27 protein-coding genes and 3 pseudogenes are annotated in these 26,461 nt (G+C 59.3%); 15 read left to right on the top strand and 15 right to left on the bottom strand.

The window, feature by feature from the left end; genetic code table 11:
- Window positions 1-18: 18 nt before the first annotated feature.
- Together OU997_RS02225 and OU997_RS02220 are read left to right on the top strand one after the other, a co-directional pair.
- Complete coding sequence (locus OU997_RS02225; protein WP_267808736.1) at window positions 19-618, top strand: DoxX family protein; 600 nt, start codon at window positions 19-21, stop codon at window positions 616-618.
- A 225-nt stretch (window positions 619-843) separates the two neighbouring features.
- Window positions 844-2,181, top strand: coding sequence for an OprO/OprP family phosphate-selective porin (locus tag OU997_RS02220; RefSeq protein ID WP_108489478.1), 1,338 nt, complete (start codon window positions 844-846; stop codon window positions 2,179-2,181).
- A gap of 630 nt (window positions 2,182-2,811) precedes the next feature.
- Here the strand turns inward: OU997_RS02220 and OU997_RS02215 are convergent.
- A complete protein-coding gene (locus tag OU997_RS02215) occupies window positions 2,812-3,381 on the bottom strand; it encodes a hypothetical protein (protein WP_108489477.1) in 570 nt (189 codons plus the stop codon).
- Between the two features lie 173 nt (window positions 3,382-3,554).
- Between OU997_RS02215 and OU997_RS02210 the strand changes: the two genes are divergently transcribed.
- Both OU997_RS02210 and OU997_RS02205 read left to right on the top strand, forming a co-directional pair.
- Window positions 3,555-4,676 (top strand): GNAT family N-acetyltransferase, encoded by a 1,122-nt coding sequence (locus OU997_RS02210; protein WP_267808734.1) that lies wholly within the window; start codon window positions 3,555-3,557, stop codon window positions 4,674-4,676.
- Between the two features lie 73 nt (window positions 4,677-4,749).
- Window positions 4,750-5,490: an MgtC/SapB family protein gene (locus OU997_RS02205; RefSeq protein WP_267808732.1), complete on the top strand. Its 741-nt coding sequence runs from the start codon at window positions 4,750-4,752 to the stop codon at window positions 5,488-5,490.
- 37 nt (window positions 5,491-5,527) lie between these two features.
- Here the strand turns inward: OU997_RS02205 and OU997_RS02200 are convergent, their stop codons facing one another.
- Genes OU997_RS02200 through OU997_RS02190 form a run of 3 tightly spaced genes read right to left on the bottom strand, consistent with a single transcriptional unit; the run spans window position 5,528 to window position 7,849 of the window.
- Window positions 5,528-6,082, bottom strand: coding sequence for a peptidylprolyl isomerase (locus tag OU997_RS02200; protein ID WP_108489475.1), 555 nt, complete (start codon window positions 6,080-6,082; stop codon window positions 5,528-5,530).
- Between the two features lie 12 nt (window positions 6,083-6,094).
- Window positions 6,095-6,907 carry an alpha/beta fold hydrolase gene (locus OU997_RS02195; RefSeq protein WP_267808729.1) on the bottom strand — a complete coding sequence of 271 codons (813 nt, stop codon included), beginning with the start codon at window positions 6,905-6,907 and terminating at the stop codon, window positions 6,095-6,097.
- A 15-nt stretch (window positions 6,908-6,922) separates the two neighbouring features.
- Window positions 6,923-7,849, bottom strand: coding sequence for a LysR family transcriptional regulator (locus OU997_RS02190; RefSeq protein WP_108489473.1), 927 nt, complete (start codon window positions 7,847-7,849; stop codon window positions 6,923-6,925).
- Between the two features lie 74 nt (window positions 7,850-7,923).
- Here OU997_RS02190 and OU997_RS20915 point away from each other — a divergent pair.
- The 3 genes and pseudogenes from OU997_RS20915 to rarD all read left to right on the top strand — a co-directional run.
- Window positions 7,924-8,034: pseudogene (locus OU997_RS20915) on the top strand (3-phosphoglycerate kinase); the annotation flags it as partial.
- A 365-nt stretch (window positions 8,035-8,399) separates the two neighbouring features.
- Window positions 8,400-8,999: an FMN-dependent NADH-azoreductase gene (locus OU997_RS02180; RefSeq protein WP_267808727.1), complete on the top strand. Its 600-nt coding sequence runs from the start codon at window positions 8,400-8,402 to the stop codon at window positions 8,997-8,999.
- A 204-nt stretch (window positions 9,000-9,203) separates the two neighbouring features.
- On the top strand, window positions 9,204-10,100 hold the full coding sequence (rarD, locus tag OU997_RS02175; RefSeq protein ID WP_108489470.1) for an EamA family transporter RarD: 897 nt from the start codon (window positions 9,204-9,206) through the stop codon (window positions 10,098-10,100).
- Window positions 10,101-10,103: 3 nt separating this feature from the next.
- Here the strand turns inward: rarD and OU997_RS02170 are convergent, their stop codons facing one another.
- A complete protein-coding gene (locus OU997_RS02170; RefSeq protein ID WP_267808724.1) occupies window positions 10,104-10,757 on the bottom strand; it encodes a 7-cyano-7-deazaguanine/7-aminomethyl-7-deazaguanine transporter in 654 nt (217 codons plus the stop codon).
- Between the two features lie 252 nt (window positions 10,758-11,009).
- Between OU997_RS02170 and OU997_RS02165 the strand changes: the two genes are divergently transcribed.
- The 3 genes and pseudogenes from OU997_RS02165 to OU997_RS02155 all read left to right on the top strand — a co-directional run.
- Window positions 11,010-12,359: a DEAD/DEAH box helicase gene (locus OU997_RS02165; protein ID WP_108489500.1), complete on the top strand. Its 1,350-nt coding sequence runs from the start codon at window positions 11,010-11,012 to the stop codon at window positions 12,357-12,359.
- Window positions 12,360-12,363: 4 nt separating this feature from the next.
- Window positions 12,364-12,465: pseudogene (locus OU997_RS02160) on the top strand (hypothetical protein); the annotation flags it as partial.
- A 147-nt stretch (window positions 12,466-12,612) separates the two neighbouring features.
- A pseudogene (locus tag OU997_RS02155) lies at window positions 12,613-12,885 on the top strand (DUF1294 domain-containing protein); the annotation flags it as partial.
- Window positions 12,886-12,920: 35 nt separating this feature from the next.
- On the opposite strand, the gene OU997_RS02150 reads toward OU997_RS02155, so the two are convergent.
- On the bottom strand, window positions 12,921-13,901 hold the full coding sequence (locus OU997_RS02150) for a zinc-dependent alcohol dehydrogenase family protein (protein ID WP_108489467.1): 981 nt from the start codon (window positions 13,899-13,901) through the stop codon (window positions 12,921-12,923).
- Between the two features lie 160 nt (window positions 13,902-14,061).
- On the opposite strand from OU997_RS02150, the gene OU997_RS02145 reads away from it, so the two are divergent.
- Complete coding sequence (locus OU997_RS02145; protein WP_267808723.1) at window positions 14,062-14,784, top strand: substrate-binding periplasmic protein; 723 nt, start codon at window positions 14,062-14,064, stop codon at window positions 14,782-14,784.
- Here OU997_RS02145 and OU997_RS02140 read toward each other — a convergent pair.
- Both OU997_RS02140 and OU997_RS02135 read right to left on the bottom strand, forming a co-directional pair.
- On the bottom strand, window positions 14,778-17,030 hold the full coding sequence (locus OU997_RS02140; protein ID WP_267808722.1) for an LTA synthase family protein: 2,253 nt from the start codon (window positions 17,028-17,030) through the stop codon (window positions 14,778-14,780). The two genes, OU997_RS02145 and OU997_RS02140, sit on opposite strands and share 7 nt — an antisense overlap.
- Window positions 17,031-17,237: 207 nt before the next feature.
- Complete coding sequence (locus OU997_RS02135; protein WP_169852821.1) at window positions 17,238-17,426, bottom strand: hypothetical protein; 189 nt, start codon at window positions 17,424-17,426, stop codon at window positions 17,238-17,240.
- A 322-nt stretch (window positions 17,427-17,748) separates the two neighbouring features.
- On the opposite strand from OU997_RS02135, the gene OU997_RS02130 reads away from it, so the two are divergent.
- Window positions 17,749-18,591, top strand: a complete 843-nt coding sequence (locus OU997_RS02130) for a S1 RNA-binding domain-containing protein (protein ID WP_108489466.1) — start codon at window positions 17,749-17,751, stop codon at window positions 18,589-18,591.
- Between the two features lie 223 nt (window positions 18,592-18,814).
- Here the strand turns inward: OU997_RS02130 and OU997_RS02125 are convergent, their stop codons facing one another.
- Window positions 18,815-19,504: a thermonuclease family protein gene (locus OU997_RS02125; RefSeq protein WP_267808721.1), complete on the bottom strand. Its 690-nt coding sequence runs from the start codon at window positions 19,502-19,504 to the stop codon at window positions 18,815-18,817.
- A 131-nt stretch (window positions 19,505-19,635) separates the two neighbouring features.
- Between OU997_RS02125 and OU997_RS02120 the strand changes: the two genes are divergently transcribed.
- Complete coding sequence (locus tag OU997_RS02120) at window positions 19,636-19,971, top strand: hypothetical protein (RefSeq protein WP_256583026.1); 336 nt, start codon at window positions 19,636-19,638, stop codon at window positions 19,969-19,971.
- A 202-nt stretch (window positions 19,972-20,173) separates the two neighbouring features.
- Here OU997_RS02120 and OU997_RS02115 read toward each other — a convergent pair whose 3' ends face one another.
- From OU997_RS02115 to OU997_RS02090, 6 genes are all read right to left on the bottom strand, one after another.
- Window positions 20,174-20,611 carry an ABA4-like family protein gene (locus OU997_RS02115; protein WP_108489464.1) on the bottom strand — a complete coding sequence of 146 codons (438 nt, stop codon included), beginning with the start codon at window positions 20,609-20,611 and terminating at the stop codon, window positions 20,174-20,176.
- A gap of 121 nt (window positions 20,612-20,732) precedes the next feature.
- Window positions 20,733-21,395, bottom strand: coding sequence for a peptide-methionine (S)-S-oxide reductase MsrA (msrA, locus tag OU997_RS02110; protein WP_108489463.1), 663 nt, complete (start codon window positions 21,393-21,395; stop codon window positions 20,733-20,735).
- Window positions 21,396-21,397: 2 nt separating this feature from the next.
- On the bottom strand, window positions 21,398-21,913 hold the full coding sequence (msrB, locus tag OU997_RS02105; protein ID WP_267808719.1) for a peptide-methionine (R)-S-oxide reductase MsrB: 516 nt from the start codon (window positions 21,911-21,913) through the stop codon (window positions 21,398-21,400).
- 118 nt (window positions 21,914-22,031) lie between these two features.
- Window positions 22,032-23,069, bottom strand: a complete 1,038-nt coding sequence (locus OU997_RS02100) for a GGDEF domain-containing protein (RefSeq protein ID WP_267808717.1) — start codon at window positions 23,067-23,069, stop codon at window positions 22,032-22,034.
- A gap of 130 nt (window positions 23,070-23,199) precedes the next feature.
- Window positions 23,200-23,679 (bottom strand): GNAT family N-acetyltransferase, encoded by a 480-nt coding sequence (locus OU997_RS02095; protein ID WP_108489460.1) that lies wholly within the window; start codon window positions 23,677-23,679, stop codon window positions 23,200-23,202.
- 23 nt (window positions 23,680-23,702) lie between these two features.
- Complete coding sequence (locus tag OU997_RS02090) at window positions 23,703-23,834, bottom strand: hypothetical protein (protein WP_256583036.1); 132 nt, start codon at window positions 23,832-23,834, stop codon at window positions 23,703-23,705.
- Window positions 23,835-24,114: 280 nt separating this feature from the next.
- Here OU997_RS02090 and OU997_RS02085 point away from each other — a divergent pair, with 280 nt between their 5' ends.
- Together OU997_RS02085 and OU997_RS02080 are read left to right on the top strand one after the other, a co-directional pair.
- Window positions 24,115-24,888: a PP2C family protein-serine/threonine phosphatase gene (locus OU997_RS02085; RefSeq protein ID WP_108489459.1), complete on the top strand. Its 774-nt coding sequence runs from the start codon at window positions 24,115-24,117 to the stop codon at window positions 24,886-24,888.
- Between the two features lie 23 nt (window positions 24,889-24,911).
- Entirely contained in the window at window positions 24,912-26,414 is a 1,503-nt protein-coding gene (locus OU997_RS02080) for a serine/threonine-protein kinase (protein ID WP_267808715.1), read from the top strand.
- Window positions 26,415-26,461 lie beyond the last annotated feature (47 nt).

The following is a 26,461-nucleotide window of genomic DNA, read 5'->3' as shown; positions in this document are numbered from 1 at the left end:
GACCTGCGGAGATGTCCCATGCTGAGCTTTTTCAATCGTCTCCAGGATGCCCTGGACGCTACCCGTTGTCTGGATTTTCTCGGCCCGTTATTGCTGCGCCTGTACTTGGTGCCCGTGTTCTGGATGGCCGGCATGCACAAGCTGGCGGACATCGACGCCACCGCCGCCTGGTTCGGTAACCCGGATTGGGGCCTGGGCCTACCATTTCCTGAGCTGTTGGCTTGGGCTGCAGCGCTCACCGAGACGGGCGGGGCGCTGCTGCTGTTGTTCGGCCTGGCGGTGCGCTGGGTCAGTATTCCGCTGATCGTCACCATGTTGGTGGCGATCTTCGCCGTGCACCTGCCCTACGGCTGGCAGGCGATTGCCGATGCCAGCGCACCGTTCGCCAATGAGCGGGTCATGGCGGCGGTGGACAAGCTCGAGCGTGCCCGTGAGCTGCTCAAACAGCACGGCAATTACGACTGGCTGACCAGCAGCGGCAAGCTGGTGGTGCTGAACAACGGTATCGAGTTTGCCGCCACCTACTTGGTGATGCTGGTGGCGCTGTTCTTCAGCGGTGCCGGGCGTTGGTTGAGCCTCGACTATTGGCTGGCCAAGGCTCTGCGTAAGCAGCCTTGAGCCGAATACAGTGCGCCACTGCAGGGTGGCGCACGGTTGGCTAAGCGCGGGGTTGGAGCAGTTCTCAGCTGCTTATAGGCGTAAGAAGTAAAAAGTTCCGCTGTAATCAAATCTTTATATATCGGCAACCGAGCTGAAATATCCCGTAGCCAAGATTCCCCCCAGCACGAACGAGCCCAGACGCTCGGGTGTTTTCAACACTAAAGACCAATAGGGGAATCTTTGATGATCCGTAAGCACTTCGCCGGTTTCGCAGCCAGCGCCCTGGCTCTGGCCGTTTCCGCCCAGGCTTTCGCAGGTACCGTAACCACTGACGGCACCGACATCGTTATCAAGACCAAGAGCGGTCTGGAAGTCGCCACCACCGACAAGCAATACAGCTTCAAGCTGGGCGGTCGTATCCAGGCGGACTTTGATCACTTCGACGGCTTCTACACCACCAACAATGAAGCCGGTAACGAAGCCTATCTGCGCCGTGCCCAGCTGGAGTTTGGTGGTAACTACAAAGACTGGAAATACCAGATGAACGTCGACTTCGGTGACAACCGCAGCGGCAGCAACAAGTTTGATGAAGCCAGCGTTACTTACACCGGCTTCTCGCCGATCAATATCCGTATCGGCCGTTTCGATCCGGATTACAGCCTGGAAAAAGCCACCAGCTCCAAGTGGGTAACCGCCAAAGAGCGTTCGGCGATTCTTGAACTGGCTCCTTGGACTACCGATCATGAAACCGGCATGGGCATTCAGGTTAGTGGTACTACCGCCGGGATGTTCTATGGTTCGGCCAGCATTCAGCAGCAAGATTCCAGCAACAGCCTCGAAGATGAAGACGGCAAAGACGTAAACAGCTTCTTCACTCGTGGTGTGTTCGCTCCCATCGTCAGCGAAACCCAGGTTTTGCACTTCGGTCTGGATTACGCCAAGCGTAGCTACGGCAACGAAGGCGATGGCACCAAGTTCAACGGCTCCATCACGTCTCGTCTGGGCGCACGTGGTGTGACCGAGAACTCCACCAGCGTGAACTCGGGCGCATTGACCTTGGGTAACAGCGATGCTGCCGGCTTTGAGGATGATGCGGTTGTAGGGCTTGAATTTGCCTACATGACCGGTCCGTTCTCTGTGCAGAGCGAATACCTCAAGCGCAATATGAGTGGCTTCCGCACTAACGGTGATCGTGAAGCGACCGGCTATAACATGCAGTTTGCCTACACCCTTACCGGTGAGTCGCGCATCTACAAACTCGACGGTGCCAAGTTTGACGCCATCAAACCGAGCAATAAGCAGACTGGCGCGTGGGAAGTCTTCTATCGCTATGAAAACCTGAATGTTCAGGATGACGACATCATGGCAACTGTCGGTGGTGTGGCGATTGACGAGACGGAAGCCAAGATCCACACCCTGGGTGTGAACTGGTATGTCAACGAAGCAGTCAAGGTGTCGGCTAACTACCTGATGACTTCGACTGACGATGACACTGTCAAACTGCAGACCGGCCGTTTCGCGGCAGGCGATGATGATGACAGCGGTAATGCCATCTCGCTGCGCGCGCAATACGTTTTCTAATACGCTGTAATTACGTCTTAGCTGCTCCTTTTTATAGCCCCGCCGCGTGCGGGGCTTTTTTATGCTGTGCAATAAATACGTGGGTTAATGAACTGGCGGCTGCGGACGGACATGCTGCCTGTATATACGAGTCCGACACGCCAACTCTTTGAGCACCCCGAAAGGCAGATTGATTTCTCCCGTCCGGTGTTCGGCGGTCACTGCCCACCGGCCCAGCTTTCTTGAGCTGGTCGAAGGCAACTCGGTGATAAAACGACGTGATTGCCGGGAGTTCGAACAACAGGTGTATCGCTCGTCAGCTTGGCAAGCTGCAGACGCTGACCCGCATTGCTGCTCGTCCCGATAAACCTAGAGACAATCGCCCCAACGACTACATGTCGCCGGTATTTCTCGGCCGACCGCCGCTGACAACATCATTACGTTTTGCCAGCAGTCGATGTTGCCAGGCTCATCGGCGCGTGCAGCAGTATTGTCAGGCGTTAAATGGGGTGAGGACTTAAGCGGCAGGAGGCAGGAGAGCGGAGGCGCAGTTAGTCCGCAGCAGGCAGGTGCGACAGGTGAAGGGGGGATTAAGCGAGAGTGCGGTAACGAAGGTCTGGCAGCGGATTGCCCGCTGCCAAGTCAGCCTGATTAGCTGGCAGGGGTGATGCCGTAGTTCAGCTGGAACTGTTTGATCAGGGCTTCTGGTTTCTTTTCTTCTTTTTGCATCAGGTAGATCACCCGCTCACCCTTAGGGCCGCTGGCAATCTCGGTGTGGCGAAAGATAGGTTCGCCGATATTGTTCAGATCGACCATGTCACCATAGCGCTGACCCACGAAAATCACGCCTTCCTGGCGGATTTCACCATAGAACTTGCCAGCTGGCGGCAGGTTCTGGCGCAGGAAGCGGTAAGCAGAAATATCTTCCAGCTTCTTGCTGGAGTCCTCAGCGCGCAGAGCCAGGATAATGTTCTGCCCATGCTTGTCTTTTTCACCGAGGTCTTTGATGACCGGTGCAGTACCGCTGACCAGGAAGTCGCGATAAACCTTGTAGTCATCAAACAGGAACAGCTGTTCTTCAGTACGAACCTGATACCAGTCTTCGTTATTCAGGCTGGCTTCTGTTTTGGCTGCCGGTGCTGCCGAGTAGCTGCTGCAGGCACTGATGCACGCAGCCAATAAGGCGATGGATAAAGGTTTGATGGTGTTTTTGACGGACATCGAATTCCCTCCCTAGGAAGTTGGCAAGAGATTTTCGCTGTGCTTGGTGACAGCCTGATGACGATTGAGTGTCGATTGACGCCGGCGGCCCACGGCCGCAATGCTGTCTGCTAATCAGCCTGGCGGCTATAGTGCAGCTTTGTCTGACCGCGACAGACCTGACTGAGCCGCCCATGTTGCCGACCTGCCTGAATTCCATCCATGACATTGCCGCCAGCCAGTGGGATGGCCTGCTGGCAGATACGCAGCCGTTCTTGCGCCATGCTTTTCTCGCGGCACTGGAAGACAGCGGCAGTGTGGGTGGGCGCACTGGCTGGCAGCCGGCCCATGCGGCGTTGCTCGATGCGCGGGGACAATTACTGGCCGCCATGCCGGGGTATGTGAAAAGCCACTCCTATGGCGAGTACGTGTTCGATCATGGCTGGGCGGATGCCTGCTACCGCGCCGGCATCGACTATTACCCCAAGCTGCTCGGTGCAATTCCCTTCTCTCCGGTTACCGGTCAGCGCCTGTTAGGCGCATCTGAGGCGGTTGGACAGCTGCTCGATGGCCTCTGCGCCGGGCTGGAACAACAGGGTCTGTCGAGCCTGCATATCAACTTCACCTCCGAGGCCGAAAATGCGCTGCTGCAGGGCCGTGATGGCTGGTTGCAGCGCCTCGGCTGTCAGTTTCACTGGCGTAATCGTGGCTACCGGGATTTTCAGGATTTTCTCGATGCACTCAGTTCGCGTAAGCGCAAACAGATGCGCAAGGAGCGTGAGCAGGTGGCGGGGCAGGGCATCGCGTTTGACTGGCGTGAGGGCCATCAGCTCAGTGAGCTGGAGTGGGATTTCGTCTACCTGTGTTACGCCAACACCTACCGTGTGCGCGGCCAGTCACCCTATCTGACGCGCGCCTTCTTTAGTCTGTTGGCCGAGTGCGTGCCTGAGATGATCCGCGTGGTGCTCGCTCATCAGGCTGGTAGACCTGTGGCCATGGCCTTTAGCCTGGTCGGCGGCGACAGCCTGTATGGCCGCTACTGGGGTTGTCTGGCGGAGTTTGATCGGCTGCATTTCGAAACCTGTTTCTACCAGGGTATGGACTTTGCCATCGCCAATGGCCTGCACCGCTTCGACGCCGGTGCCCAGGGCGAGCACAAGCTGATTCGCGGCTTTGAACCGGTCATCACCCACTCCTGGCACTACCTCTGCCACCCCGGCCTGCGTGCGGCCGTGGCGAACTTCCTCGCTGAAGAACAGTACGGCGTGCGCGGCTACGCCGAACAGGCACGCGAGCTGCTGCCGTACCGCCAATAGTGTCGCTGGCTCGCGCAGTTTAGTGGAGCGGCAACTACGCTCAGAGCATGTTCGCTGCTGCGCGAGGTGTGTGGTGAGTGTATTGGCCCTAGTCGATCAGCTCTGGCTGCTGCCCGGCGTGGCGGTCAACCTGACCCTGTTTCTGAATATGCTGGGTGCGCTGCTGCTGGGGCTGCTGGTGGGTTATGAGCGCTCCTACCATGGGCGTGCAGCAGGCATGCGTACTTATGGCATGGTCTGCATGGCGTCCTGTGCATTGACGGTGTTGTGCGTGTACCCGCAGCACTGGTTGGGCGATCACTCGTTGGCAGGGGTTGATCCCACGCGGGTGATTCAGGGCGTGGTCACTGGTATTGGTTTTCTCGGTGCCGGGTTGATCATGAAAGATGGCATGAGCATCAGCGGCCTGACCACCGCGGCCTCAATCTGGGCCTCTTCAGCAATTGGTGTGCTGGTTGGCGTCGGGTTTTACTGGGCGGCCTTGCTGCTCAGTCTGATTTCCGCCGGGCTGATGATGTGGGGCGCCAAGTTGGAGGCGCGGCTGCCATCGCGGCCGGCCATTGCCATTGTGCTGCGTTTTGCACCGGGATTTGTCCGGCCTGAAGAAAACACACTGCGGCGCATTGCCCGCGAGCGCGGTTATGTGATCGCCGGTGGTTCGTTCAGTGTGAGCTACGAGCATGGGCAGCTGGAGTGGCGCTTTGTTGCGGTGGCAGTCGATGGGCAGAAGAGTGCGCGGATCAGCGATATGGCTGATGAGTTGGCGCAGTTGGACGGGGTGGCGAAGTTTCAGATGACTCATGCGCGCAACTGACGGCTGGGCAGCGGGCTACCCAGCCGGTTGAACAGGTTTACAGGCGTTTGGCGGCGGTGATCAGCACCGGCTCACGCGGGACGTTCTGATGGCCGCCACGGTTGGCAGTTGGCACCTGGGCGATCTTGTCGACTACGTCCATCCCCTTCACCACCTTGCCGAACACCGCGTAACCGAAGTCACGCGAGCCGTGGTCGAGGAAGGCGTTGTCCTTGTGGTTGATAAAGAACTGGCTGGTGGCCGAGTCGCGTACTTGGGTACGGGCCATGGCCAGGGTGCCACGCACGTTGTGCAGGCCGTTGTCGGCTTCGTTCTTGATTGGTGTCTGGGTATCTTTTTGCTGCATGTCGGCATCGAAGCCGCCGCCTTGCACCATAAAGCCCGGAATCACGCGGTGGAACTGGGTGCCGGCGTAGTAGCCGCTGTCGACGTAGCTGAGGAAATTGGCGGTGCTGATCGGCGCTTTTTCGGCGTTCAGTTCGATCTCGATGTCCCCAAGGCTGGTGGTCAGCAGCACTTTCGGATTTTCTGCGGCCAGCAGGCTGCTGGCAAACAGGATGGAGCAGGCGGCGAGGGTGAGGGTCTTGAACATGCGGGGTGGTCCTTATTGTTGCTTGGCTGTGGGCGCGGCCTGTTCGACTTCAGCGAGGAAGGTCAGCAGGCTGCTGTTGAAGTGTTCGGGTTGGTCCAGCGGTGTGGCGTGGCGTGAATCTTCGATCACCAGCAGGCGGGCATTGGGCAGTTCATCGACATACGCCTGCTTCTGCGCCACCGGGGTGTAATCGCGGTCGGCGGTGACCACCAAGGTCGGACAGCTGATTCGCGTCAGGCGTTCCCGCACGCCCCAGCCGATGATCGCGTCCAGGCTGGCCAGGTAGGCGCGTTTGTCGTTCTGCGGCCAGCGTTGGAGAATTTTCTGCCGCAACTCTTCCTGCTCCGGCTTGGGGAACAACAGCTTGCCCAAGGCTTTGGCAATGGTATCGAGGCTGAGCAGGCGCGACAGGCTCCAGCGTTTGGCGATTTCTACGTAATCACGCAGGCTTTTGGCTTTGACTTCCGGGCCGCTGTTGACGATGCACAGGCTCTTCAGCAGTTCGGGGCGATCCACGCCCAGCTGGAAGCCGATCATGCCGCCCATGGAGATACCCACCAGATGCACCTGTGGCAGCTGCAGGTGCTCGATCAGCGCCGCCACATCCTCGGCAAAACCTTGAATGCTGTAGCGCTCGTGGGGTTTGTCCGAGCGACCGTGGCCGCGCACATCGAGGGCGATAACCCGGTAGTGACGAGCCAACTCGGGGATCTGGTATTCCCAGTCGCGGGTGCTCGAACCGAGGCCGTGGACCAGCAGCACGGGCGCGCCGCGGCCATATTCTTCGTAGTGCAACTGACAGTCGTCGTGTTCGAAATAGGGCATCCGCTGAATTCCAGATCAAGTGGGGGGCAGGGGTGCAGCAAAGGCTGTATCCAGGGTGACCGAGTCGAAACGTTGAATCAGCTCGACGAGAATCTGCGTGGCCGGACCCAGGGGTTTGTCTTTGTTCGAGTACAGGTAGAACAGTGGGTTACGGCTGCCGCCCTGATCCAGCGGCAGGGGCTTGAGCAGGCCGTCCTTGAGCTCGCGTTCGATCAGATGGCGCGGCAACCAGGCAAAGCCCAGGCCGTTGCTGACAAAGGTGGCGGCGGTGGCCAGGCTGCCGACTGTCCAGCGTTGTTCGGCGCCGAGCCAGCCTACATCGCGCGGCTGCTGGCGGCCGGAGTCGCGGATCACCACCTGCATCTGGGTTTCCAGATCCTGGAAGGTGACGACGCGCTGCAGGCGGTGCAGCGGGTGTTCAGGGTGGGCGACGGCGACAAACTCCACGGTGCTCATTTCCACGCCGAGAAAGCCGGGAATGTTCAGCGCGCTGATGGCCAGGTCGGCCATGCCATCCTTGAGCACTTCTTCCACCCCGGATAGCACTTCTTCGCGCAGGCGCACCCGGCAACCACGGCTTTGCGGCATAAAGGCCGTCAGGGTCCGTACCAGGCGCGCGTTGGGGTAGGCGGCATCAACCACCAGGCGCACTTCGGCTTCCCAGCCCTGCTCCATATGGTGCGCCAGGTCTTCCAGCTGGCTGGCTTGCTTGACCAGCTGACGCGAGCGGCGCAGCAGCACATCACCGGCTTCGGTGAGCACCGCCTTGCGTCCATCAATGCGCAGCAGCGGCACGCCGAGCTGCTCCTGCATGCGTGCAACGGTGTAGCTGACCGAGGATTGCGAGCGGTGCAGCACCTCGGCCGCTTGAGCAAAGCCGCCGTGGTCGACCACCGCCTGCAGGGTGCGCCATTGGTCGAGGGTTACGCGGGGGGCTTTCATAATCGATTCCCGTACTCAGGGTGCAAAGACCCACTCAATCAACCTAAACTGGCCGTCTTTTGCCGGAGACAGCCCTGATGAAAAAGCTCTGTTGCGCACTGCTGGCCTGCTTGCCTCTGAGTGTAATGGCCTACCCGATTGAGGTGGAAAAACAGCTCAACGGTGCCGAGGTGGCGGCCACCACTCAGGAAATCGATCACAACATGGGTGGCTTGCAGCTGTACAACTATGGCCGTGCGGCCGCCCAGTGCACGGCGTTGTTCCGCAATGGCCCGGAAGCCCCGCGTACCCGCAAGGTCAGACTGAGCGCTGGTGAAAGCAGCAGCCTGGCGGTGAAGTTCAGCCGCAGCATTATCAAGCTGCGGGTCAAACTGACCTGCGAAGTCAGCTAGCCAAGGCTGTTAGCGCAACAGCCCTGAGACTAAGCCGGGATGCTATATAAATCAAATTATTCGATTGTTTGATGCGAATATTTGCGCTTTTTAATCAATCATAGCGCTTATATTCTTTGCCCATCGACGTTCAACACCCCTTCGATGGAGCAAACAACATGGCTAATGTCCTGGTAATTGAAAGCAGCGCCCGCCAACAAGGTTCGGTTTCCCGTCAACTGACTGAGCAATTTATCGCCAGCTGGCGAGCGGCGCACCCCGCCGATCAGATCAACGTGCGTGACCTGGCGGTGGATCAGGTGCCGCACCTGGATGCCAATCTGCTGGGTGGCTGGATGACTCCCGCTGCGCAGCAGAGCGAAGCGGAGCAAGCGGCGCTGGCGCGCTCCAATCTGCTGACCGATGAGCTGCTGAGCGCTGATGTGCTGGTGCTGGCCGCGCCCATGTACAACTTCGCCATTCCCAGCACCCTGAAAGCCTGGCTCGACCATGTGCTGCGCGCCGGGGTGACCTTCAAATACACCGAAACCGGCCCGCAGGGCCTGCTCAGCGGCAAGCGTGCTTTTGTGCTGACCGCTCGCGGCGGTATCTATGCCGGCGGCAGCCAGGACCACCAGGAACCCTACCTGCGTCAGGCGCTGGCCTTTGTCGGTATCCACGATGTCAGCTTTATCCACGCCGAAGGCCTCAATCTGGGCGGCGAGTTTATGGAAAAGGGCCTGAATCAGGCCAAGGCGCAACTGGCTCAGGCCATCTGATTCTCCGCTGCATCCTGTTCTCCTGACGTCCGGTGCTCCTGGACGTCTCTGCCCGCCCTGCTGCTGCAGTGCGGGCTTTTTTATGGGCAGCGCCCGGATTTTTGGCTGTATGGGTGTTTCAGTGCCTAGCTGTGTCGCTTTGTGGCTGTGGTCTTAACTACAAGCCAGGCAAGATGCCGAGGACTGATTGAGCAGGGTGGTGTGATGCAGCTGTCTGGGCGCGGCGTGGCGCTGTCGATTATTGCTTCGGGGCTGTTTGCCCTGGTGCCCGGCTATGTGCGGTTGCTGACGCCGCTCGATGGCTTGCAGGTGTTTGCCCAGCGGGTGCTATGGTCGATGCCGGCAGTGTTGCTGCTGATCACCTTGTCGCGGCAATGGCCGGTGCTGCTCGCCGCCTGCGACCGCGTGCGGCGCGAGCCGTTGCTGTTCGCCAGCCTGCCGTTGGCCGCGTTGTTGATGGGGATTCAGTGGGCGCTGTTTGTCTGGGCGCCGCTGGCTGGGCGCATGCTGGACGTGTCGTTGGGCTATTTCCTGCTGCCGCTGGCCATGGTGCTGGCCGGGCGGGTGTTCTATGGCGAACGGCTGAGGCCGTTGCAGCGGCTGGCGGTGTTTTGCGCTTTGCTTGGCGTCGCCCATGAACTGTGGCTGACCCAGGCATTCTCCTGGGTGGTGATGGTCACGGTGCTGGGCTATCCGCCGTATTTCATGCTGCGCCGCTGGATGCGCCTGGACGCCTTGTCCGGCTTTGCCTTCGAGATGCTGTTTATGGCGCCGGTGGCGATCTGGCTGGTGCTGCAATGGAGTCCGCCGCAACTGTTCAGCCAGGCGCCGCAGCTCTGGTGGTTGCTGCCAGGGTTGGCGATCCTCAGCTCGCTGGCGTTTGCCGCGATGATGGCTGCCAGCCGGCTGCTGCCGATGGGCCTGTTCGGCATTCTCAGTTATGTCGAGCCGGTGCTGTTGTTTCTCGTCGCGCTGCTGTTTCTTGGCGAGCAGTTCGACAGCGCGCAATGGCTGACCTATCTGCCAATCTGGCTGGCGGTGCTGCTGGTCGGCTGGGACAGCGCGCGCCTGCTGTTCAAACAGGCGCGGCAAGGTGGTTAGAACTTAGCTGGTCACCTGATTGCGTCCGGCCAGCACGCGCAGGATGGCATTGAGCAACATGCCATAGAGCGGCACGAACAGCAGCAGGCTGACGACCAGTTTGACCCCGTAATCGACCGTGGCGATTTCCACCCAATTCTCGGCCATAAACGCGTTGCTGCTGTTCCAGAACGCCACCGAGAAGAAGACGAAGGTGTCGAGCAGGTTGCCGAGAATGGTCGAGGCGGTTGGTGCCACCCACCAGAGTGGCAACTGACGCAGACGGTCGAATACCTGGATGTCGAGAACCTGCCCCAGTACGTAGGCGAGGAAACTGGCCACGGAAATGCGCAGAACGAACTCGTTGAACTCCAGTAACGCACCAAAGCCGCGGAAGCTGGCTTCCTGAAACAGCACCGAGACGATGTAGGAAATCAGCAGTGCCGGCAGCATGACTCGGGCAATGACCCGGCGCGCTGCCTGTTTGCCGAGCAAACGCACCGTCAGGTCGGTAGCCAGGAAGATAAATGGAAAACTGAAAGCACCCCAGGTGGTGTGCCAGCCGAACAAGGTAATCGGCAGCTGCACCAGGTAGTTGCTGGCTATGATGATCAGAATGTGAAATAGCACCAGCGCCATAAGCGCATTGCGCAGGCGCCGAGGGGAAGTCAGGAGCATGACATAACCTTTTTAGTGAATGGGGTTAGGGAACCCATGCGGCTCGGGATTGAACAGCGGCGCGCATTCTAACGGCGTGACGTGAGGCTTGCGTAATGGTCTGACGAGAGGCGTCAAATCCCCCCATCCAGCTCCCAGCAATGCATTCGTGAGCGAGGCTGTAGACGCCGTTGGCCAGGCCGTTCGGGCTTTTAGCTGGCAGAACCGGTAATCTATGTCGCTGTATTGCTGATTTTTTGCCGAGGTATGCCCGTGTTTTCCCAATTCGCCCTGCATGAACGCCTGCTCAAAGCCGTGGCCGAGCTTAACTTTGTCGAGCCCACCCCGGTGCAGTTGGCGGCCATTCCGCTGGCGCTGCAAGGAAAAGACTTGCGGGTTACCGCGCAGACCGGCAGCGGCAAGACCGCAGCCTTTGTGCTGCCCATGCTCAATCGTCTGCTCGGCGATGGTGCTTCTCAGCCGCGTATGAGCGTGCGTGCGATGATCCTGCTGCCAACCCGCGAGCTGGCCCAGCAAACCCTCAAGGAGGTCGAGCGCTTCGCTCAGTTCACCTTCCTCAAGGGTGGCCTGATCACCGGTGGTGAAGACTTCAAGGTGCAGGCCGCCATGCTGCGCAAGGTCGACATCCTGATCGGTACGCCGGGTCGCCTGATCGAACACGCCAACGCCGGCAACCTGCTGCTCGATGAAGTCGAAGTGTTGGTCCTCGATGAAGCCGACCGCATGCTCGATATGGGCTTTGCTGAAGACGTGCAACGTCTCGGCGAACTGTGCAATGCCGATCGCCAGACCCTACTGTTCTCTGCCACCAGTGGCGGCGCAGCGCTGCGCGAAGTGGTCGGCAAGGTGCTGAAAGAGCCTGAGCACCTGCAGCTCAACCGCGTCAGCCAGCTCAATGAGGGCACCCGACAGCAGATCATCACCGCCGACCACAACCATCACAAAGAGCGTCTGGTCGACTGGCTGCTGGCCAACGAAACCTACGAAAAAGCGATCATCTTCACCAACACGCGAGTGCAGGCCGACCGCCTGTACGGCAAGCTGGTGGCCAAGGATTTCAAGGTCTTCGTGTTGCATGGCGAGAAAGACCAGAAGGACCGCAAGTTGGCCATCGACCGTCTCAAGCAGGGCGCGGTGAAAATTCTGGTGGCCACCGATGTGGCGGCCCGTGGTCTGGACGTTGATGGCCTGGACCTGGTGATCAACTTCGATATGCCGCGCTCCGGTGACGAATACGTGCACCGCATCGGCCGCACCGGCCGTGCTGGCGCCGAAGGTCTGGCGATCTCGCTGATCTGCCATAACGACTGGGCGCTGATGTCGAGCATCGAGCGCTACCTCAAGCAGCGTTTTGAGCGCCGCAATATCAAGGACCTCAAGGGCATCTACCAGGGACCGAAAAATCTCAAGGCGTCCGGCAAGGCGGTTGGTCCGAAGAAGAAAAAGGTCGACCCGAAAACCGGTAAGAAGCTGGCCAAAAAGCCAGCCACCAAGGCGCCAAGCAAGCGCAATACCATCAACAAGCCCAAGGCGGATGCGCCCGTGTTGGTCAGTCAGGACGGCCTGGCCCCGCTGAAACGCCGTAAGCCCGCTGCCGAGTAAACCTGTGGCTCGCTGTCTGCTCCTGTCTGCCGCGTTGGCGCTGGCCACGCAGGCGCAGGGCTCAGTACACAAATGCGTGCAGCCTGACGGTGTGGTGCTCTACACTGATCAGCCCTGCAGCATTGCCCATCGCAACCTGGCCTTGAGCATCAGTGACTACGCCAGCTATCCGCCTTTACTGCAGGGCGTTGCACAACTCTGGCACGAACGGCTTCAGCCGCTGCTGGTCGAGGTTGATGTGCTGGCCATGCTGGTGCTGGTTTACGGGCTGATGAGCCTGGTCTGCTTTATTGCCTACTACCGCGACAAACAGTTCGCCATCCAGGGTCAGCAACGTACGCCTGAGGCGCGCCTGCACCTGTATGAGTTGCTGGGTGGCTGGCCAGGCGGATTGCTGGCGCAGCGGTTGATTCGCCACAAGAACCGCAAGCTGAGTTATCAGCTGCTGTTCTGGTTGATTGTGCTGTTGCATCTGGCCCTGTTGGGGCTGGTGCTGTGGCTGAGCAGTACACCTGCAGGTGGCTGAAGACGGCGGGCTAGCCGCCGTCTGTCGCTTGATCCTTACTTCGGTACGATCAGAATCTTGCCGCCACGCTCACCACTGGCGGCGGCCGCCACGGCCTGCTTGATCTCACTGACGTCATAGGTAGCTGCCACACGGGTGTGCAGCTTGCCGCTGGCGATCAGCTGTACCAACTCACCAAATACCTTCATCTGTTCGGCCTGGCTGGCGTTCTGGAACCACTTGGCCAGCCAGAAGCCGCGCAGGCTGACGTCGCGGAACACGAAGGATGCTGGCGATACCTGACACGGCTGGCGGCTCATCATGCCGTAGTTAACCAGTACCCCGCCTTCGCACAGGCTGGCCGCCAGGTGGTCGGTCGACTCGCTACCTACGGCATCGATACCCAAACGCACGCTTGCACCGCCAGTGGCTGCGCGCACGCGCTTGGCCAGGTCCGGGCCATCGACCAGCACCACGTCACCGCCTTCGGCCTCAACACTGGCTACGGCCGATTCACGGCGTACCACGTTGATGGTTTTGAAGCCGCGCAGCTTGGCCAGCTGGATCAGGTAGCTGCCGACGCCTGAGTTGGCGGCGTTCTGGATTACCCAATCACCGGGCTTAAGGTCCACGAACTGGCTGAGCAACAGGGAGGCCGTCGGCGGGTTGACCGTGAGCATCGCCAGTTGCTGCGGATCCGCTTCCGGTAGCGGGATAAGCTTGTTGGCCGCTGCATTCAGATGGCTGACCCAGGTACCGCAGCCCACCGGCAACAGCACCATCTGCCCGACCTTCAGGTTGCCGACCTCGGCGCCCAGCGCTTCCACTCGGCCAACCCCTTCGTTGCCGCCAATTGCGGGTAGCGGCGGTAGCATGCCGTATTCGCCAGTCAGGGTGAGTACGTCGGAGGGGTTGATGGGCGCTGCGAGCACCTTGATGCGTACCTGGCCAACTCCGGGTTCGGGTAGCTGCAACTCGACTGCGGCAATCACTTCATGGGGTTGCGGGCCGCGTTGCTGGTATTCGGCTTTGAGCATGAACAATCTCCACATGTGCATCGACTGATTGGGGTGCAGAGAGTCTAGCCCCACGTCTGTACCTGGCGACTAATACGGGTGAATCGATCTCAGTGATGGCCGCGTGCAGTTTCAGCGCATAGCCGGCTATGCTGGAGGCTGGCTCAGTTGGGATATGGTCATGAAATGGATCGGGGTGTTGGGCCTGCTGCTATGTAGCCTGACGGTGTCAGCGCACAATCTGCGCATCGGTTTCGGGACGCATAAACCGCCCTATATCTTCGAAGATGAGGACCGTGGGCTGGAGCACGATATCGTTATGAGCGCAGCTCGTCATGGCGGTCTGCAGCCGACAGCCTATTATGCGCCCCTTGAGCGCTTGAACATGATGCTGCGCAAGGGGCAGTTGGATGCGATTGCCGCAACCAATGAACTGAACGGTGGCGATATCGTTTATTCGCACAGCTATATCCGCTACCAGAATGTGGCGGTGGCGTTGCGCTCACGCAATCTCGAAATCCAGCAAATCAGCGACTTGGCACGGTATTCGGTCAATGCCTTTCAGCGTGCGCGGTTTCTGTTGGGTGCTGAGTTTCAGCGCATGGCGCAGGCCAATCCGCGTTACCGCGAAGAGGCCTTCCAGATCGCGCGTAACCGCATGCTCTACAGCGGCCGCGTGGATGTTGTAGTGACAGACATGCGTATCCTTCGCTACTTCAACCGTGAGGTGTATACCCAGGTCGACGTGACTCAGCCCCTGACCTTGTTTCCCATTTTTGCAGCCAATGATTACAAGCTCGGTTGCCGTGAGTGGGCCTTGTGTGAGCGTTTTAACCTGGGGTTGGCAGAGCTTAGAAAGACCGGCGAGTACGCGCAGATCGAAGGGCGCTATGCGATCTATTGAGCCTCACTCATCTGGATAAGCTCGTACCCGGTTGACTGAACCTCATCCAGGCTTTCCTGAGCTGCGAGCAGTTCTTCTTCGGTCTGCAGTGGGCTGCTGCGCACACTGAAATCGACAATTTCGATGGCGCCCTGCCCCTGTCCAAGCAAGTGAAAGGAAAACGCCTTGCGTGCGTCTGGGTTGTCGAAGGAAAAGCTGATTTCGACTGGTTTATCGTGCGTCAGTAGCGGCAGTTCCGGGATTGGCAGGGCCACGTCACGGTCGTACTCCTTGGTTTTCAATTGCAGCCTGGCGCCTGCTTTACCTACGCGCTGGGCGCGGATCTTCAGGGTTACGGTGGTTTGAGTGGCGGCGCTTAGCGTCAGGTACTGAGCGCCAACCAGGTTGTCGGTCCAGTCATCGCTGACACCAGGGGTGAGTTTGATCGGTTGCGGGTTGGCAAACTGGTAACTTTGTTCGCCTTGGCTACTCGTTAGCGACTGGTCGAGCATGCTGGCTTGTTGGCTGATAAGGCGTGCCGGCTTGCCGGTGAAGCGGCCCAAGTAACGGGCGCTGTCAGCAATGAAGCGGTGGCTTTCATAGCGGCGGCAGATACTTTGGAAGTCGCATTCGGTCAGCGTGGCGTTTCCGTCATGCTGGCGCAGCAGGCCATTGGTGTAGGACATGATGGGTCGACCGTGGCTGTAGTCGCGCAGCAATGAACGGCCGGAAATGTTAGTCGGTACGGGGAAGGCAAAGTAGTCGAGTACCGAGGCGGTCAGGTCGACATGGCCGTAGATGCCATGTTTGAGTGCGGGCAGCTTCGGCTGCTCGGGCGCCAGCAGCAGGTTGAAACCCCAGGCCGAGGCCAGGCGGACATTCTCTATGCCATGGGATTCGTCCGAGGTGATGATCACCAGGGTATCGTTCATCACGCCCTGTCTTTCCAAGGCGTTGAGGAAGTCCGCCACCGCGTCATCCAGATAGGCAATCGCGGCCAGCTTGGCGTTGGGATGGCGGTCGAGATAGCCCTGCGGCGCTGAATAAGGTTGGTGAGTACCGACGGTCAGCAACGTCAGCATCCAGGGTTGGCGTTTGCTACGCAGTTGCTTGACGTAGCCCAGCGCGCCCTCGAAAAAGGCCTTGTCATCCATGCCCCAGGGGAACTCGATATAGGGCTTGTTCTTGAACCAGTCGCGCCCGTGAGTCTGGTCGAAGCCCATGCGCGGCATGATCTGATCCTTGGCCATAAAACGCAGCCCTGCACCTTGCAGAAAATGGGTGCTAAGGCCGCGCTCACGCAGTTGCGCGGGCAGGCAAAGATCGCTGCGAGCAGGATTATTGAGCAGCTCCACACCTTTCGGGGTGCTGGAGTCGAGTTTGTTGTAGTCGCCACAGAGCATGGCGTAGAGCCCGCGAATGGTCTGGTGACCATGCAGCACGTAGTCATAGGTGAGCATGCCGCGCTCGGCCCACTGACTCAGACGTGGCATCGGCTGTTCCAGGTAGCTGCTGCCAATGGCCTGGCGGCTGGCGCGCAGATAGGCCCCGGTTACCCCTTCCAGGGTAATGATCAGCACGTTGCGTGCACTGCCGGCCTGGGCCAGCAGTGGGGTTCCGTTAAGGTCGAGCTGGTTCAGGGCGCTGATATCCGGCGGGCTGCCGGGCTCATTGCCGTCAAGCCAGTCAGCCAGGTGCTGCTGGCCGCTGCTGGTGCTTTCCGCTAGCAGCTTGTGCGGCAGGTTGAATTGCAACCATTGATCCGCTTCGCTGGGCTTTAGCTGCTGAAAAACGCTGTGCACGGCAAATAGCGACAACGGCAACAGCAGCCAGGCGCGGGATAGTGATGCGGCGCGGCGTGGCGTCTGCCAGCTGCGCAGACCGAAATAGAGTGCCGTCAGCAGTGCCAGGGCCAGCGCCAGCAACGGTTGACCTAAACCGCCGCCCTGCGTGGAATGGCTGACAAATTGGGCGTCGCCCAGGTATTGCAGATCGGCCGGTTCCGGCATGCGGCCGACGGCATTGACCAGTTCGGCGGTGCTCAGGTTGAAGATGCACCAGACCAGCAGCAGCGGCACCGCCAGCAGCCAGGAGCGCTGATGCAGCACCACCAGCAGCAAGCTGCCAATCGCCAGGTCAGAGAGGTAGCCATAAGGGTGGGACCAGCCCAGTGCGTAGCGGCTGAGCATCGGCAATGCGAGCAACAACAGGCCGAGCACAAACAGCGTGCTGGAAGGGCGTCGCAGCCAATTGCAGGTAAAGCGCACGGGTACTCCTGGGGCATTCGCCATCATTCAGCAACGGCAATGCCGAAACAGCCGCAAGGTGCGGGCTGACATGATTCTGAAACAAGGTTGTGCTAAGCGCCAGAGGGCTAGGTGTAAATGGATAAAACAGCGGGGGAGGAAGAGGTTCAATCAAGCACTGGCCAGCGCCTTGTCATTGCGAGCAAAGCGCTGCATGGCCAGAACGCGTTACTTCTTGCCGATGGTGATCTGCTTGGTGGTGCCGTACACCTGGCCGCTGACACCTTTGGCGATTTGCTGGATTTCCCCACCAGACTTCAGGAAGGCCTCGATTTGTGCGTCGATTGAGGCGCTGGTTTCCACGGCTGGTGCCGGCTTGGGTTTACTGTTGGATGCTTTTACGCGCATGACGGCCATTAACCTATTTAAAAATTAATTTGGCCGCGCATGGTACTCGAAATGCTTGACAATTGCTTGGTAAATAAAGACCGGATGTCGTGTTGTGCCGAGGAATAATTTTTCAGCGGGTTGATTTAATACAGCAGCAGTTCACTAAGTAATTGTTTTAATTGACTACACATGCCTGCACAGATTTTCCCAATGCGCGAAGTGGCGTAGCCCGCCACTGGTCAGTTGCACCGACCAACACGCGTTTAGGCGTTGGCATATGTGCCGGGTTGTCGAGAAATTCAGGGGCGACTCGTCTAGAATGCCGGCTTGGTAATGAGGGTAGGGCATCATGGCGGTTATTGGACGGATGAATAGTTTGCAGGTCGTGAAGCACACCGACTTTGGCCTGTATCTGGATGGCGGCGCAGATGGCGAAATTCTCTTGCCAAAACGCTATATCCCAAGCGACAGCCCAAGTGAAGTGGACGACTGGTTGAATGTCTTTATTTACTTGGACAGTGAAGACAAATTAATTGCCACCACGGAAAAACCAAAAGTTCAGGTGGGCGAATTTGCCAGTTTGAAAGTTGTGGATATAAATCGCGTGGGCTTATTCCTTAATTGGGGTTTGCCAAAAGATTTGTTGTTGCCGCACTCCGAAGAAAAACGCCCATTGCAGATCGGTGATTACTGCGTGGTGCATGTCTTCCTCGATAAACGCAGCAAGCGCATCACCGCCACTGCACGCCTGGATCGTTATCTGGATAACGTGCCGGCCAACTACACGGCGGGCGAGGAAGTCGACCTGTTGGTGGCCGAATCCACCGATATGGGCTTCAAGGCCATTATCAATGGCAAGCACTGGGGCCTGATCCACAAGAACGAACTGTTCAAGTTTGTGCGCAGCGGCATGCAGGAAAAAGGCTTTATCAAGGAAGTGCGCGCCGACGGCAAAATCAGCCTGAGCCTGCAGCCAGTTGGCCAGGAAGCTGCCAGCAGCCTTGGTGAACAGATTTTGGCCAAACTGCGCGAGCATGATGGTGTACTCAAGGTGAATGACAAAAGTTCACCTGAAGAAATTGCCGGGCTGTTTCGAGTCAGCAAGGGCAACTTCAAGAAAGCCATCGGCGGCTTGTACAAACAGGGGCGCATCGTGATCCACGAAGACCGTATCGAACTGCCGAGCAAGTAAGCAGTTGCTCTCTGCGTTTACGACTCATGGCCGCGTACCAGCAGTGAGTCGTACGTTCTGTAGTTGGCTTGCTAGGCTTGAGGGGGCAGCTTGAGTCGCGTTGCAGTTGGCGCACTGCGCGACTCAATGAGCATCTTGCCGGTGTAGCTCAGTCGCTAGAGCAGTGCACTCGTAACGCGAAGGTCGCAGGTTCGATTCCTGTCTCCCCATCCACATCAATCGGTTAGCCGTCACCAAACTGGGAGAACGACGCGGTTCGGCCTGTTTTGCTTTTTTGCGGTGCCTCAATTCTGCCGGCGTAGCGCCAGTCCCAGGGCGCGACGATGTCTTCGGCGGGAAGCTGCCAGAGGCCTTTGCCCATGTTTCTGGCCAGGGTCTCGGCATCTTTCAATCGGTGGTCTTTTAGCTGTTTGGTATAGGCCCAGGCGGCGCCCTGTGCGACCAGGGTGTAATTCACATCAACGCCGCTGACATAGGCCCGAGCCAGTGTTCTGCCGTAGCGGTCGACTTCTTGCACATGCAGGACTACCTGCTTTTCCAACACCAGATCAGACAGGGCCAGCTTGGCTTCGTCGCCATAGGGCTGCTTTCTTTCTGGTGCGTCGATTTCCGCAAGGCGCACTCGTAGCCGTTTGTTGTCAGTGTTCAGGCAACTGAAGGTGTCGCCTTCGCTGATGGTCATCACCCGGCAGATGAATTGCTCAGCAAGCGCCAGGCCGGGGAGGCAGGCGAGAAGGAGTAAAGCGATACGGATAGTCATCTGGTTGGCGATGCTCAGGCGAATACATAGCCCGTGATAGTAATAAACGCTCCGTAGATTAAGCGGGACGGGTATCGCGAAACTGTACGGCGGGTTTACAGGGTGTTTTCCTGCACTGGCGCCTGGGGTTGCTTGTGCTTTTTCGCCAATCAAGGATGATTGCTCATTATTTGAGCGATTAAGCAGCTCGCGTGCGCCTCTCCCGGATCAACGGTCGGAACCGCAGGTGGGCTGGTGTTGCCAAACTTTTAAGTTCGTTGCGCGCCGATGGCGCAGAGGTTGTGATGACGATGTGCAGATATGTGGTCAGTCTGGTGGGGTTACTGCTGGTGACTCCGCTGTATGCCGAGCAGCAGGCGCCGCAGACGCTGCGGGTCATTCCGAAGACCTATATCAGCCCCGGTGCCAGTGGCAGCATCGGCAGTTCGCAGACCATCGAAAGCCATAACCTCTATGGTGGGCAGCGCCTACCCGACGGCCTGCAGCGCCATGAGCAGCGCTACGGCAGTCAGTCGATAGAAAATCGCGGGACGATCAAGCAAACGATCGAGTACCCCAATGGCTACCGGGTGCAGCAGTATCCAGGGCAGAGCTCTGAATACTATGAGCGCAGCCGCTAACAGGCCGTTGAAGAATTACTTACGTTGCCGATACTGCGTTGAAAACAGGCTGGGACGCGGCGTCTCGCAATGTTTATTTACAGCTCGTAAACTCGTGCGCCAGCCCAGTCCGCTTCCTTGCCACTTTGGACAGCCGTAGGCTGTTACTAATCTAGCGCCTTGTCTCGACTGCCTCGCCAACATTCTCAACGGCCGGCTAGCTTCAGGCCACCATCACCAAGCCCCAGCGTAAGCCTAGAAACGCCAGCAGGCCCAGCGGGCCGAACATCAGCGTCAGTACATAGCAGGGCAGCAGTGCCCAGTGGCTGATGCCGGCGATGGCGCCTTCGTGGCGGATATACAGCCCGACCATCAGATCGAACGCCAGAATATGTATCCAGGCTGCCAGTGCGGCTGTGGGTTGGCGCAGCAGAGATAGAACTCCACCGAGGCTGAAGAATCCGGGCCTGCCGCTACCCGGCTCCGGGCGCTGGCGCATCGCGACAAACAGCAGCCAGCTATAGACGATGGCCAGTAGAACCACGCTGAGGCCCAGCACCAGTTCGTCGGTATAGGGCCAGAACGGCAGACAGACCAGCATCAGCCAGCCGCTCAGAGCGATCAGCGAGGTGAGTTTGAACAGGGGTTTCAACGGTACCATGGTGTGCTCACTGGGCAAGGTGTGAGTTCAACCATAGCGGATGCGGCGATTGCTGCCCTTATGTATCAGCGGCTGAATACAGCGTCATCAGCGGGCCCGAGGGTCCGCTGATGGGGGCGGTTTACTGTTTTTTGCCCCAGAGTTTTTCCAGGCGTTGGTCACGACCGCAGCCATTGCGGTAGTAGTTGTAGCGCAGCGGGTTACGTTGGTAATAGTTCTGGTGATAGTCCTCGGCCGGGTAAAAGGTGCTGGCGGCGAGGATTTCTGTGACCACCGGGGCTGGCAAACGCCCGGACTTATCCAGAGTCGCCTTGGAGGCCTCGGCCAGTTGCTGTTCTTCGCCGTTGCTATAGAAGATCGCGCTGCGGTACTGCGGACCGCGGTCGCAGAACTGGGCATTGGCCGTGATTGGGTCAATGGTAGGCCAGAAGGCTTCCAGCAGCTGGGCGTAGCTGGTTTTGCTTGGGTCGAAGCGCACCCGTACTGCTTCGATATGCCCGCTGCTGCCGGCCGAGACCTGCTCGTAGGTGGGGTTGTCGACATGCCCGCCGATGTAGCCGGAGGTGGTTTCAATCACCCCTGGGACCTTGTCGAAATCCGATTCAGTGCACCAGAAGCAGCCGCCAGCGAAGATCGCGACACCGGGGCTTTCAACTGTTGTTGCACTGGCCTGAGGTTGTGGCGCCTGCGCGGCGGTGGGTTCACAGGCGGCCAGCAGGCCGCCCAGCGCGAGGATGCTGCTAGCCAGCAGATGGCGTCGCCAGGTCGAGGGGATGACAGTCATGTTCAGCTCCGCAGCTCAGGTAAGGCTTCGCCTTGCGGGATAAAGCGCAAGGCCACGCCGTTGTTGCACCAGCGTTCGCCCCGCGGTTTCGGGCCGTCATCGAAGACATGGCCCTGATGCCCGCCGCAGCGTGCGCAGTGGTATTCGGTGCGTGGGAAGAACAGCTTGAAGTCGCGCTTGGTGCCCATGTGGCCGGCAATTGGCTGGGTAAAGCTGGGCCAGCCGGTGCCGCTTTCATATTTGTCCTGGCTGGCGAACAGCGGCAGGTAGCAGGCGGCGCAGAGGTAGGTGCCGTCGCGTTTTTCCTGATTCAGCGGGCTGCTGCCGGGGGCCTCGGTGTCTTCTTCGAAGAGCACGGCATAGGCTTCGGGCGTCAGTAGATCGCGCCAGTCGCTGTGGGGTTTATTCAGCGGTATCACGCTGCTGGCGGTGGCTTGCGCCAGGCTGAGCGAGGCGTGGCCGAGCAGGGGCAGGGCTGGCAACAGGGCCATCCCCTTGAGCAGTGAGCGTCTTTTCATGGCGGTGCTCTGTGTGAGGTGTGGCCAATAGACAGAGACAACGCTGAGTTGTTACAGCCTTACCCGCCGCGCGCGCGAATTTTCCCGCGCAAGTTGTAAGCAAAGATAAACCGTGCGGTCAGGTAATGGGCAGGCTGCTGGACCTGTCGACACCGTCATCGATGACGATGCAGTTACGCCCGGCATTCTTGGCGCGATACAGACGCTTATCGGCACGCTGCAGCAGGGTTTCCCAGTGCTCATCGCGGCGCAGGATGGCCCCGCCGACTGACATGGTCACCGCTCCACCAGGCCCGCGCAGGTGCTGCGCCACTTGCTGCTGCAGGTGTTGCGCGGCCGCCAGCAGGCCCGCATGCTCGGTGTTGGGCAGCAGGAGGAGGAATTCCTCGCCGCCGAAGCGGAACAGCCGGTCTTCCTTGCGCGATGAGCTTTTGATCAGTTCGACAAAGTCCACCAGCACCTGATCGCCGGCCTGGTGGCCGTGGCTGTCGTTGATTCGTTTGAAATGATCCAGGTCCATCACCAGTACGCCGTAGCTGTTGCCGTGGCGACGGTAGATGGAGGCGGCGATCTTCAGCTCTTCATTCATGGCCCGGCGGTTACGGGCGCCAGTCAGCGGGTCCTGGATGGCCAGTTGTTGCAGCTGATCGCGTTGGCTGCTGGTGCGGTAGGCAAATACGAAGCTGAGGATGCTGGCCATCATGCTGGTGACCAGGAATGAAACCATCTGGTAGTCGCTTTCGAATACCGTGCCGGGCTTTAACTGGCCGTAACCAACCAAAGTTATGAGCACCAGAATGGTGGCCAGCAAGGCCTTGGTGGGTGAAACCATAAAGAAGTTGAAGAGAATCAGCGGGTAGATCCAGAACAGGCCGTTGACGCCCAGATTGATGGCGATCAGCGTTGCGCCGGCAGAGAAGATGGTGGCCAAGTAAATGCCGGGTTTGATCGTGTCACCGGTGCGCCAGGCATAGAGCACTGCGACCACAGTGGAGACGACAATTATGGTGTCGGCGAAGCCTACCAGGTAGTTACCGGTGGCTAGCCGGTAGACGGCATAAGGGGAAATACCAATCACGCCAAAGAAGCCCATCAAGGTAATGATGGACAGCTGGAAATCGTTACGCAGACGCCTGAGTAGCCGCGATATGCGCATAGGTAGGGGCCATTGTTGTCGTTGTTATGAGCTAAGCATGCAGAGCTTGCCCTGGCGATGGCAATAGTGAAAATGAGCAAAGTGCCAGTATTTGCTGGTTCCTGCCAAATGGTGTCTGTTTGACTTGGTACTAAGGCTCCAGTCCTTGTGCTGTAAGGCTTGGGCAAGGCGCGCGGAAGAATGCCTGCAGGCTTTTGCTGCGCTGATAGCGGGCCAGGCGCTCAGCCAATGGTTGAGGCAGCTCGGTGCAGGGCGCAAAGCCCAGGCGCAGGTAGAAGTCGCTGAGCTGCGGATGGCAGAACAGCCAGACCGGAGCGGCACAATCGGCCAGAGCTGCTTCGATCAACCGGCGGGCCACGCCTTGCCCACGCTGCGTGCTATCGACCAGCAGGCTGGTTAGCCAATGTCCGTGCGCGACCTGCTGCAGGCAGAGTGCGGCGACGATTTCCCGATCTTCTGCCACCCACAGCTGTGCGCCGGCAGTGGCGCGCATGGCTGAGTGTTGGCTGCGGTAGAACTTGTCGGCAAGTGGTTTAAGCGGGGCGGGGAGTAGGCGGTAGTGCATGGCAGGTACGGGTGCGACGGTGAGTGGATGCCTGAGCGCAAGCATGGTGCTTGCCTCAGACCGGTGCGTCAGATATTGGCGGCGTGGCTGCCGAGCAGGGTTTTCGCACCTTGCTTGTCTTTTTTGTCCATGCGCTTTTCGCTGGCGGTTTTCAGCGGCTTTTTCTTCACTTGTTTCTTTGAGTCCATACCTTTGCTCATGATCTTCACCTCTGACACTGTCGTGGTTGAATGTTCTGGAGCGGGCCATTCCCTCGCGGTGAGGCGAGGTTGGTACTTAGGAGTCTACGCCCATGTTGGGTGAATAGCTGGGGGCGTTACCCGGGGCTTGGATGCAGGACAGGATTCGACTGGTTAACAGTTCACCGGCAAAATCGGTGGCTGGCGGTGACAGCCTGTGCGTGCCGCCGCATCATGGGCGTATTACGCCGCGCACAGCCTGCTTGCAGTGCGACTGTTGAACCCCTGAGTCGAGACATTGATGGAACAAGCGCTGATTTATGCCGGCCAGAGCGTGCCTGGGCGGGTGCGTGGGCACAATGAAGACGCTCTGCTGTGTTGCCCGCAGCTGAATCTATGGGCGATTGCTGACGGCATGGGCGGTCATCAATGTGGCGAAGTGGCCAGCGCCCTGGCATTACAGGTGCTGCAGGCGGCCTGCGCCGAAGGTCAGGAATTGCTCGGTGCGGTGCATGCGGCCAATCGGGCGATTCTCAGCGTGGCGCGCGCCGATGAGCAGCGTGGCATGGGCACAACCCTCGTGGCGGTGCGCTTCGCTGGCGCGGCGTTCAGCATTGTCTGGGTCGGCGACAGCCGCGCCTATCGGGTCAGTGCTGGACATATCGAGCGCCTGACCCGCGATCACAGCTGGGTGCAGACCATGATCGATGCCGGGCAGATGAGCGCCGAGGTGGCGCGTAGCCATCCACAGCGTAATGTCATCCTGCAGTGCCTGGGCCGTGATGATCAGCCGCTGGAGATCGGCATGCTGCAAGGCTCGCTCGGTGAGCATGAGTTGCTGCTGCTGTGTAGCGATGGTCTGACCGGCGAGCTGGACGACGTGCAGATCCAGCAGCTGTGCAGCAACGCCCAGACCCTTGATGAGCTGGTGGAACAGTTGCTGGCGCAGGCCAACGAAATGGGTGGCAAGGACAATATCTCCTGTATCGTGCTCGGCCGTGATGCGGCCGCGCCCAGCGTCGAGGCTAAACCGCGAGGTTTGCTCAGCCGCCTGTTTACCTCCCGCAAGTCCTAATTCGCCGGTGTGCACTGACCTCCATGACTGAACAATTGCTCGATATTCCCGGTTATCAGGTGCACGGCCGCCTGGGTAAAGGCGGCATGGCCGAGGTGTACCTGGCCACCCAGACGTCACTGCAGCGCAAGGTGGCAATCAAGGTGCTGCTGAGTGCAGATGATCAGGCGTTTAGTCAGCGCTTTCTCAAGGAAGGCCACATCGTGGCGTCCCTGCATCACCCCTCGATCATCACTATTTATGACATCAACCAGCTCGCCGATGGTCGCCACTATCTGACCATGGAGTTTGTCCCCGGTGGTGATCTGGCGCAGTACAAAGGCGAGGTGTTCGACCTGCCGCGCGCGCTGCGCATCGTGCAGCAGGTGGCCAGCGGTCTGGCCGTGGTGCATGACCAGGGCCTGGTACACCGCGATATCAAACCGGCCAACATCCTCTTTCGCAGCGACGGTACGACGGTGATCACCGACTTCGGCGTGGCCAAGGCGCTTGAGCTGGACCATGACCTGACCCAGTTCGGTATCGCCGTTGGCAGCCCGTCCTACAGCAGCCCCGAACAGGCGCAGTGCCAGGCATTGGATGCACGCAGTGATATCTACAGCCTGGGCGTGATCCTGCTGGAGATGCTCACCGGCACCAATCCGTATCGCGCCGCCAACTACCCCCAGACCGTGATGAACCACCTGCAGATGGACGTGCCGCAGTTGCCTGCACATTTGCAGCGTTATCAGTGGTTGCTTGAACGCATGCTGGCGAAAGAGCCGGATGAGCGTTTTGCCGACTGCAAGGTGCTGCTGGCCAGCCTCGATGAACTGACCCGCGATGACCCGGACAGCACACGCATCGCTCCGGCGCTCAGTCTGGGCAAACCGGCCAGACGCAAAACTGCGCGCAGTGCGCTATGGGTCTTGCTGCTCGCCGGCGTCGTGTTGCTGGCCGGCGTCGCCGGCGGCGGTTATTACTTGTATCAGCAGAAGCAAATCAGCGATTACCTGGCGCGTGCCGAGCTGCGCCTGCAAAACGGCAGCCTGCTGGAGCCGCCGCAGGACAACGCCGATTACCTGTTCCGCCAGGTGCTGGCACTCGATGCGGATAACCCCGCGGCCCTTGATGGTCTGGCGCGCGTGCTGCAGGCGCGGATCAATCAGTCCTTGGTGTTGGCCGAGCAGCGCCTGGCTGATCAGCAGTTGCTGCTGCCGGAAGATGACAGCGCCACTCACTACTTCCGCCAGGTACTGGCCTGGGAGCCGGACAACCTGCTGGCCTTGGCCGGGATCAACCGGGTGGCGCAGCGCTATATCGAGCAAAGCGAAGCCGCCTACAAACGCCGCGAGTTTGCCCTGGCTCTGGCGCTGGTACAGCAGGGCCTGGAAGTGGAACCGGCCAATGAGCAGTTGCTGCAGTTGCGGGATGGCCATGAACGACGCGTGCGCCTGGCCCAGGCGCCCCGGCGCCGTCCTGCGGCTGCCGAACAATCGGCACCGGTTAACCCGGTCAAGCGGCTGTGGAACAACTTATTTAAGTAAGCCTCCGTGCGGGCGTATTGCTACTGGCCTGGATGACAGGCAGCATG

The sequence above is a fragment of the Pseudomonas sp. SL4(2022) genome, assembly GCF_026625725.1.
Lineage (GTDB): Bacteria > Pseudomonadota > Gammaproteobacteria > Pseudomonadales > Pseudomonadaceae > Aquipseudomonas.
The sequence above is the reverse complement of the archived record's forward strand: the minus strand, read 5'-3'. Positions and strand labels throughout refer to the sequence as shown.

What these genes read in the sequence shown, in the direction of transcription:
- OU997_RS02225 (WP_267808736.1), top strand. Translation starts at nt 19, where the DNA reads ATGCTGAGCTTTTTCAATCGTCTCCAGGATGCCCTGGACGCTACCCGT.
- OU997_RS02220 (WP_108489478.1), top strand. Translation starts at nt 844, where the DNA reads ATGATCCGTAAGCACTTCGCCGGTTTCGCAGCCAGCGCCCTGGCTCTG.
- OU997_RS02215 (WP_108489477.1), bottom strand. Translation starts at nt 3,381, where the DNA reads ATGTCCGTCAAAAACACCATCAAACCTTTATCCATCGCCTTATTGGCT.
- OU997_RS02210 (WP_267808734.1), top strand. Translation starts at nt 3,555, where the DNA reads ATGTTGCCGACCTGCCTGAATTCCATCCATGACATTGCCGCCAGCCAG.
- OU997_RS02200 (WP_108489475.1), bottom strand. Translation starts at nt 6,082, where the DNA reads ATGTTCAAGACCCTCACCCTCGCCGCCTGCTCCATCCTGTTTGCCAGC.
- OU997_RS02195 (WP_267808729.1), bottom strand. Translation starts at nt 6,907, where the DNA reads ATGCCCTATTTCGAACACGACGACTGTCAGTTGCACTACGAAGAATAT.
- OU997_RS02190 (WP_108489473.1), bottom strand. Translation starts at nt 7,849, where the DNA reads ATGAAAGCCCCCCGCGTAACCCTCGACCAATGGCGCACCCTGCAGGCG.
- OU997_RS02180 (WP_267808727.1), top strand. Translation starts at nt 8,400, where the DNA reads ATGGCTAATGTCCTGGTAATTGAAAGCAGCGCCCGCCAACAAGGTTCG.
- rarD (WP_108489470.1), top strand. Translation starts at nt 9,204, where the DNA reads ATGCAGCTGTCTGGGCGCGGCGTGGCGCTGTCGATTATTGCTTCGGGG.
- OU997_RS02170 (WP_267808724.1), bottom strand. Translation starts at nt 10,757, where the DNA reads ATGCTCCTGACTTCCCCTCGGCGCCTGCGCAATGCGCTTATGGCGCTG.
- OU997_RS02150 (WP_108489467.1), bottom strand. Translation starts at nt 13,901, where the DNA reads ATGCTCAAAGCCGAATACCAGCAACGCGGCCCGCAACCCCATGAAGTG.
- OU997_RS02145 (WP_267808723.1), top strand. Translation starts at nt 14,062, where the DNA reads ATGAAATGGATCGGGGTGTTGGGCCTGCTGCTATGTAGCCTGACGGTG.
- OU997_RS02135 (WP_169852821.1), bottom strand. Translation starts at nt 17,426, where the DNA reads ATGGCCGTCATGCGCGTAAAAGCATCCAACAGTAAACCCAAGCCGGCA.
- OU997_RS02130 (WP_108489466.1), top strand. Translation starts at nt 17,749, where the DNA reads ATGGCGGTTATTGGACGGATGAATAGTTTGCAGGTCGTGAAGCACACC.
- OU997_RS02120 (WP_256583026.1), top strand. Translation starts at nt 19,636, where the DNA reads ATGACGATGTGCAGATATGTGGTCAGTCTGGTGGGGTTACTGCTGGTG.
- OU997_RS02115 (WP_108489464.1), bottom strand. Translation starts at nt 20,611, where the DNA reads ATGGTACCGTTGAAACCCCTGTTCAAACTCACCTCGCTGATCGCTCTG.
- msrA (WP_108489463.1), bottom strand. Translation starts at nt 21,395, where the DNA reads ATGACTGTCATCCCCTCGACCTGGCGACGCCATCTGCTGGCTAGCAGC.
- msrB (WP_267808719.1), bottom strand. Translation starts at nt 21,913, where the DNA reads ATGAAAAGACGCTCACTGCTCAAGGGGATGGCCCTGTTGCCAGCCCTG.
- OU997_RS02100 (WP_267808717.1), bottom strand. Translation starts at nt 23,069, where the DNA reads ATGCGCATATCGCGGCTACTCAGGCGTCTGCGTAACGATTTCCAGCTG.
- OU997_RS02095 (WP_108489460.1), bottom strand. Translation starts at nt 23,679, where the DNA reads ATGCTTGCGCTCAGGCATCCACTCACCGTCGCACCCGTACCTGCCATG.
- OU997_RS02090 (WP_256583036.1), bottom strand. Translation starts at nt 23,834, where the DNA reads ATGAGCAAAGGTATGGACTCAAAGAAACAAGTGAAGAAAAAGCCGCTG.
- OU997_RS02085 (WP_108489459.1), top strand. Translation starts at nt 24,115, where the DNA reads ATGGAACAAGCGCTGATTTATGCCGGCCAGAGCGTGCCTGGGCGGGTG.
- OU997_RS02080 (WP_267808715.1), top strand. Translation starts at nt 24,912, where the DNA reads ATGACTGAACAATTGCTCGATATTCCCGGTTATCAGGTGCACGGCCGC.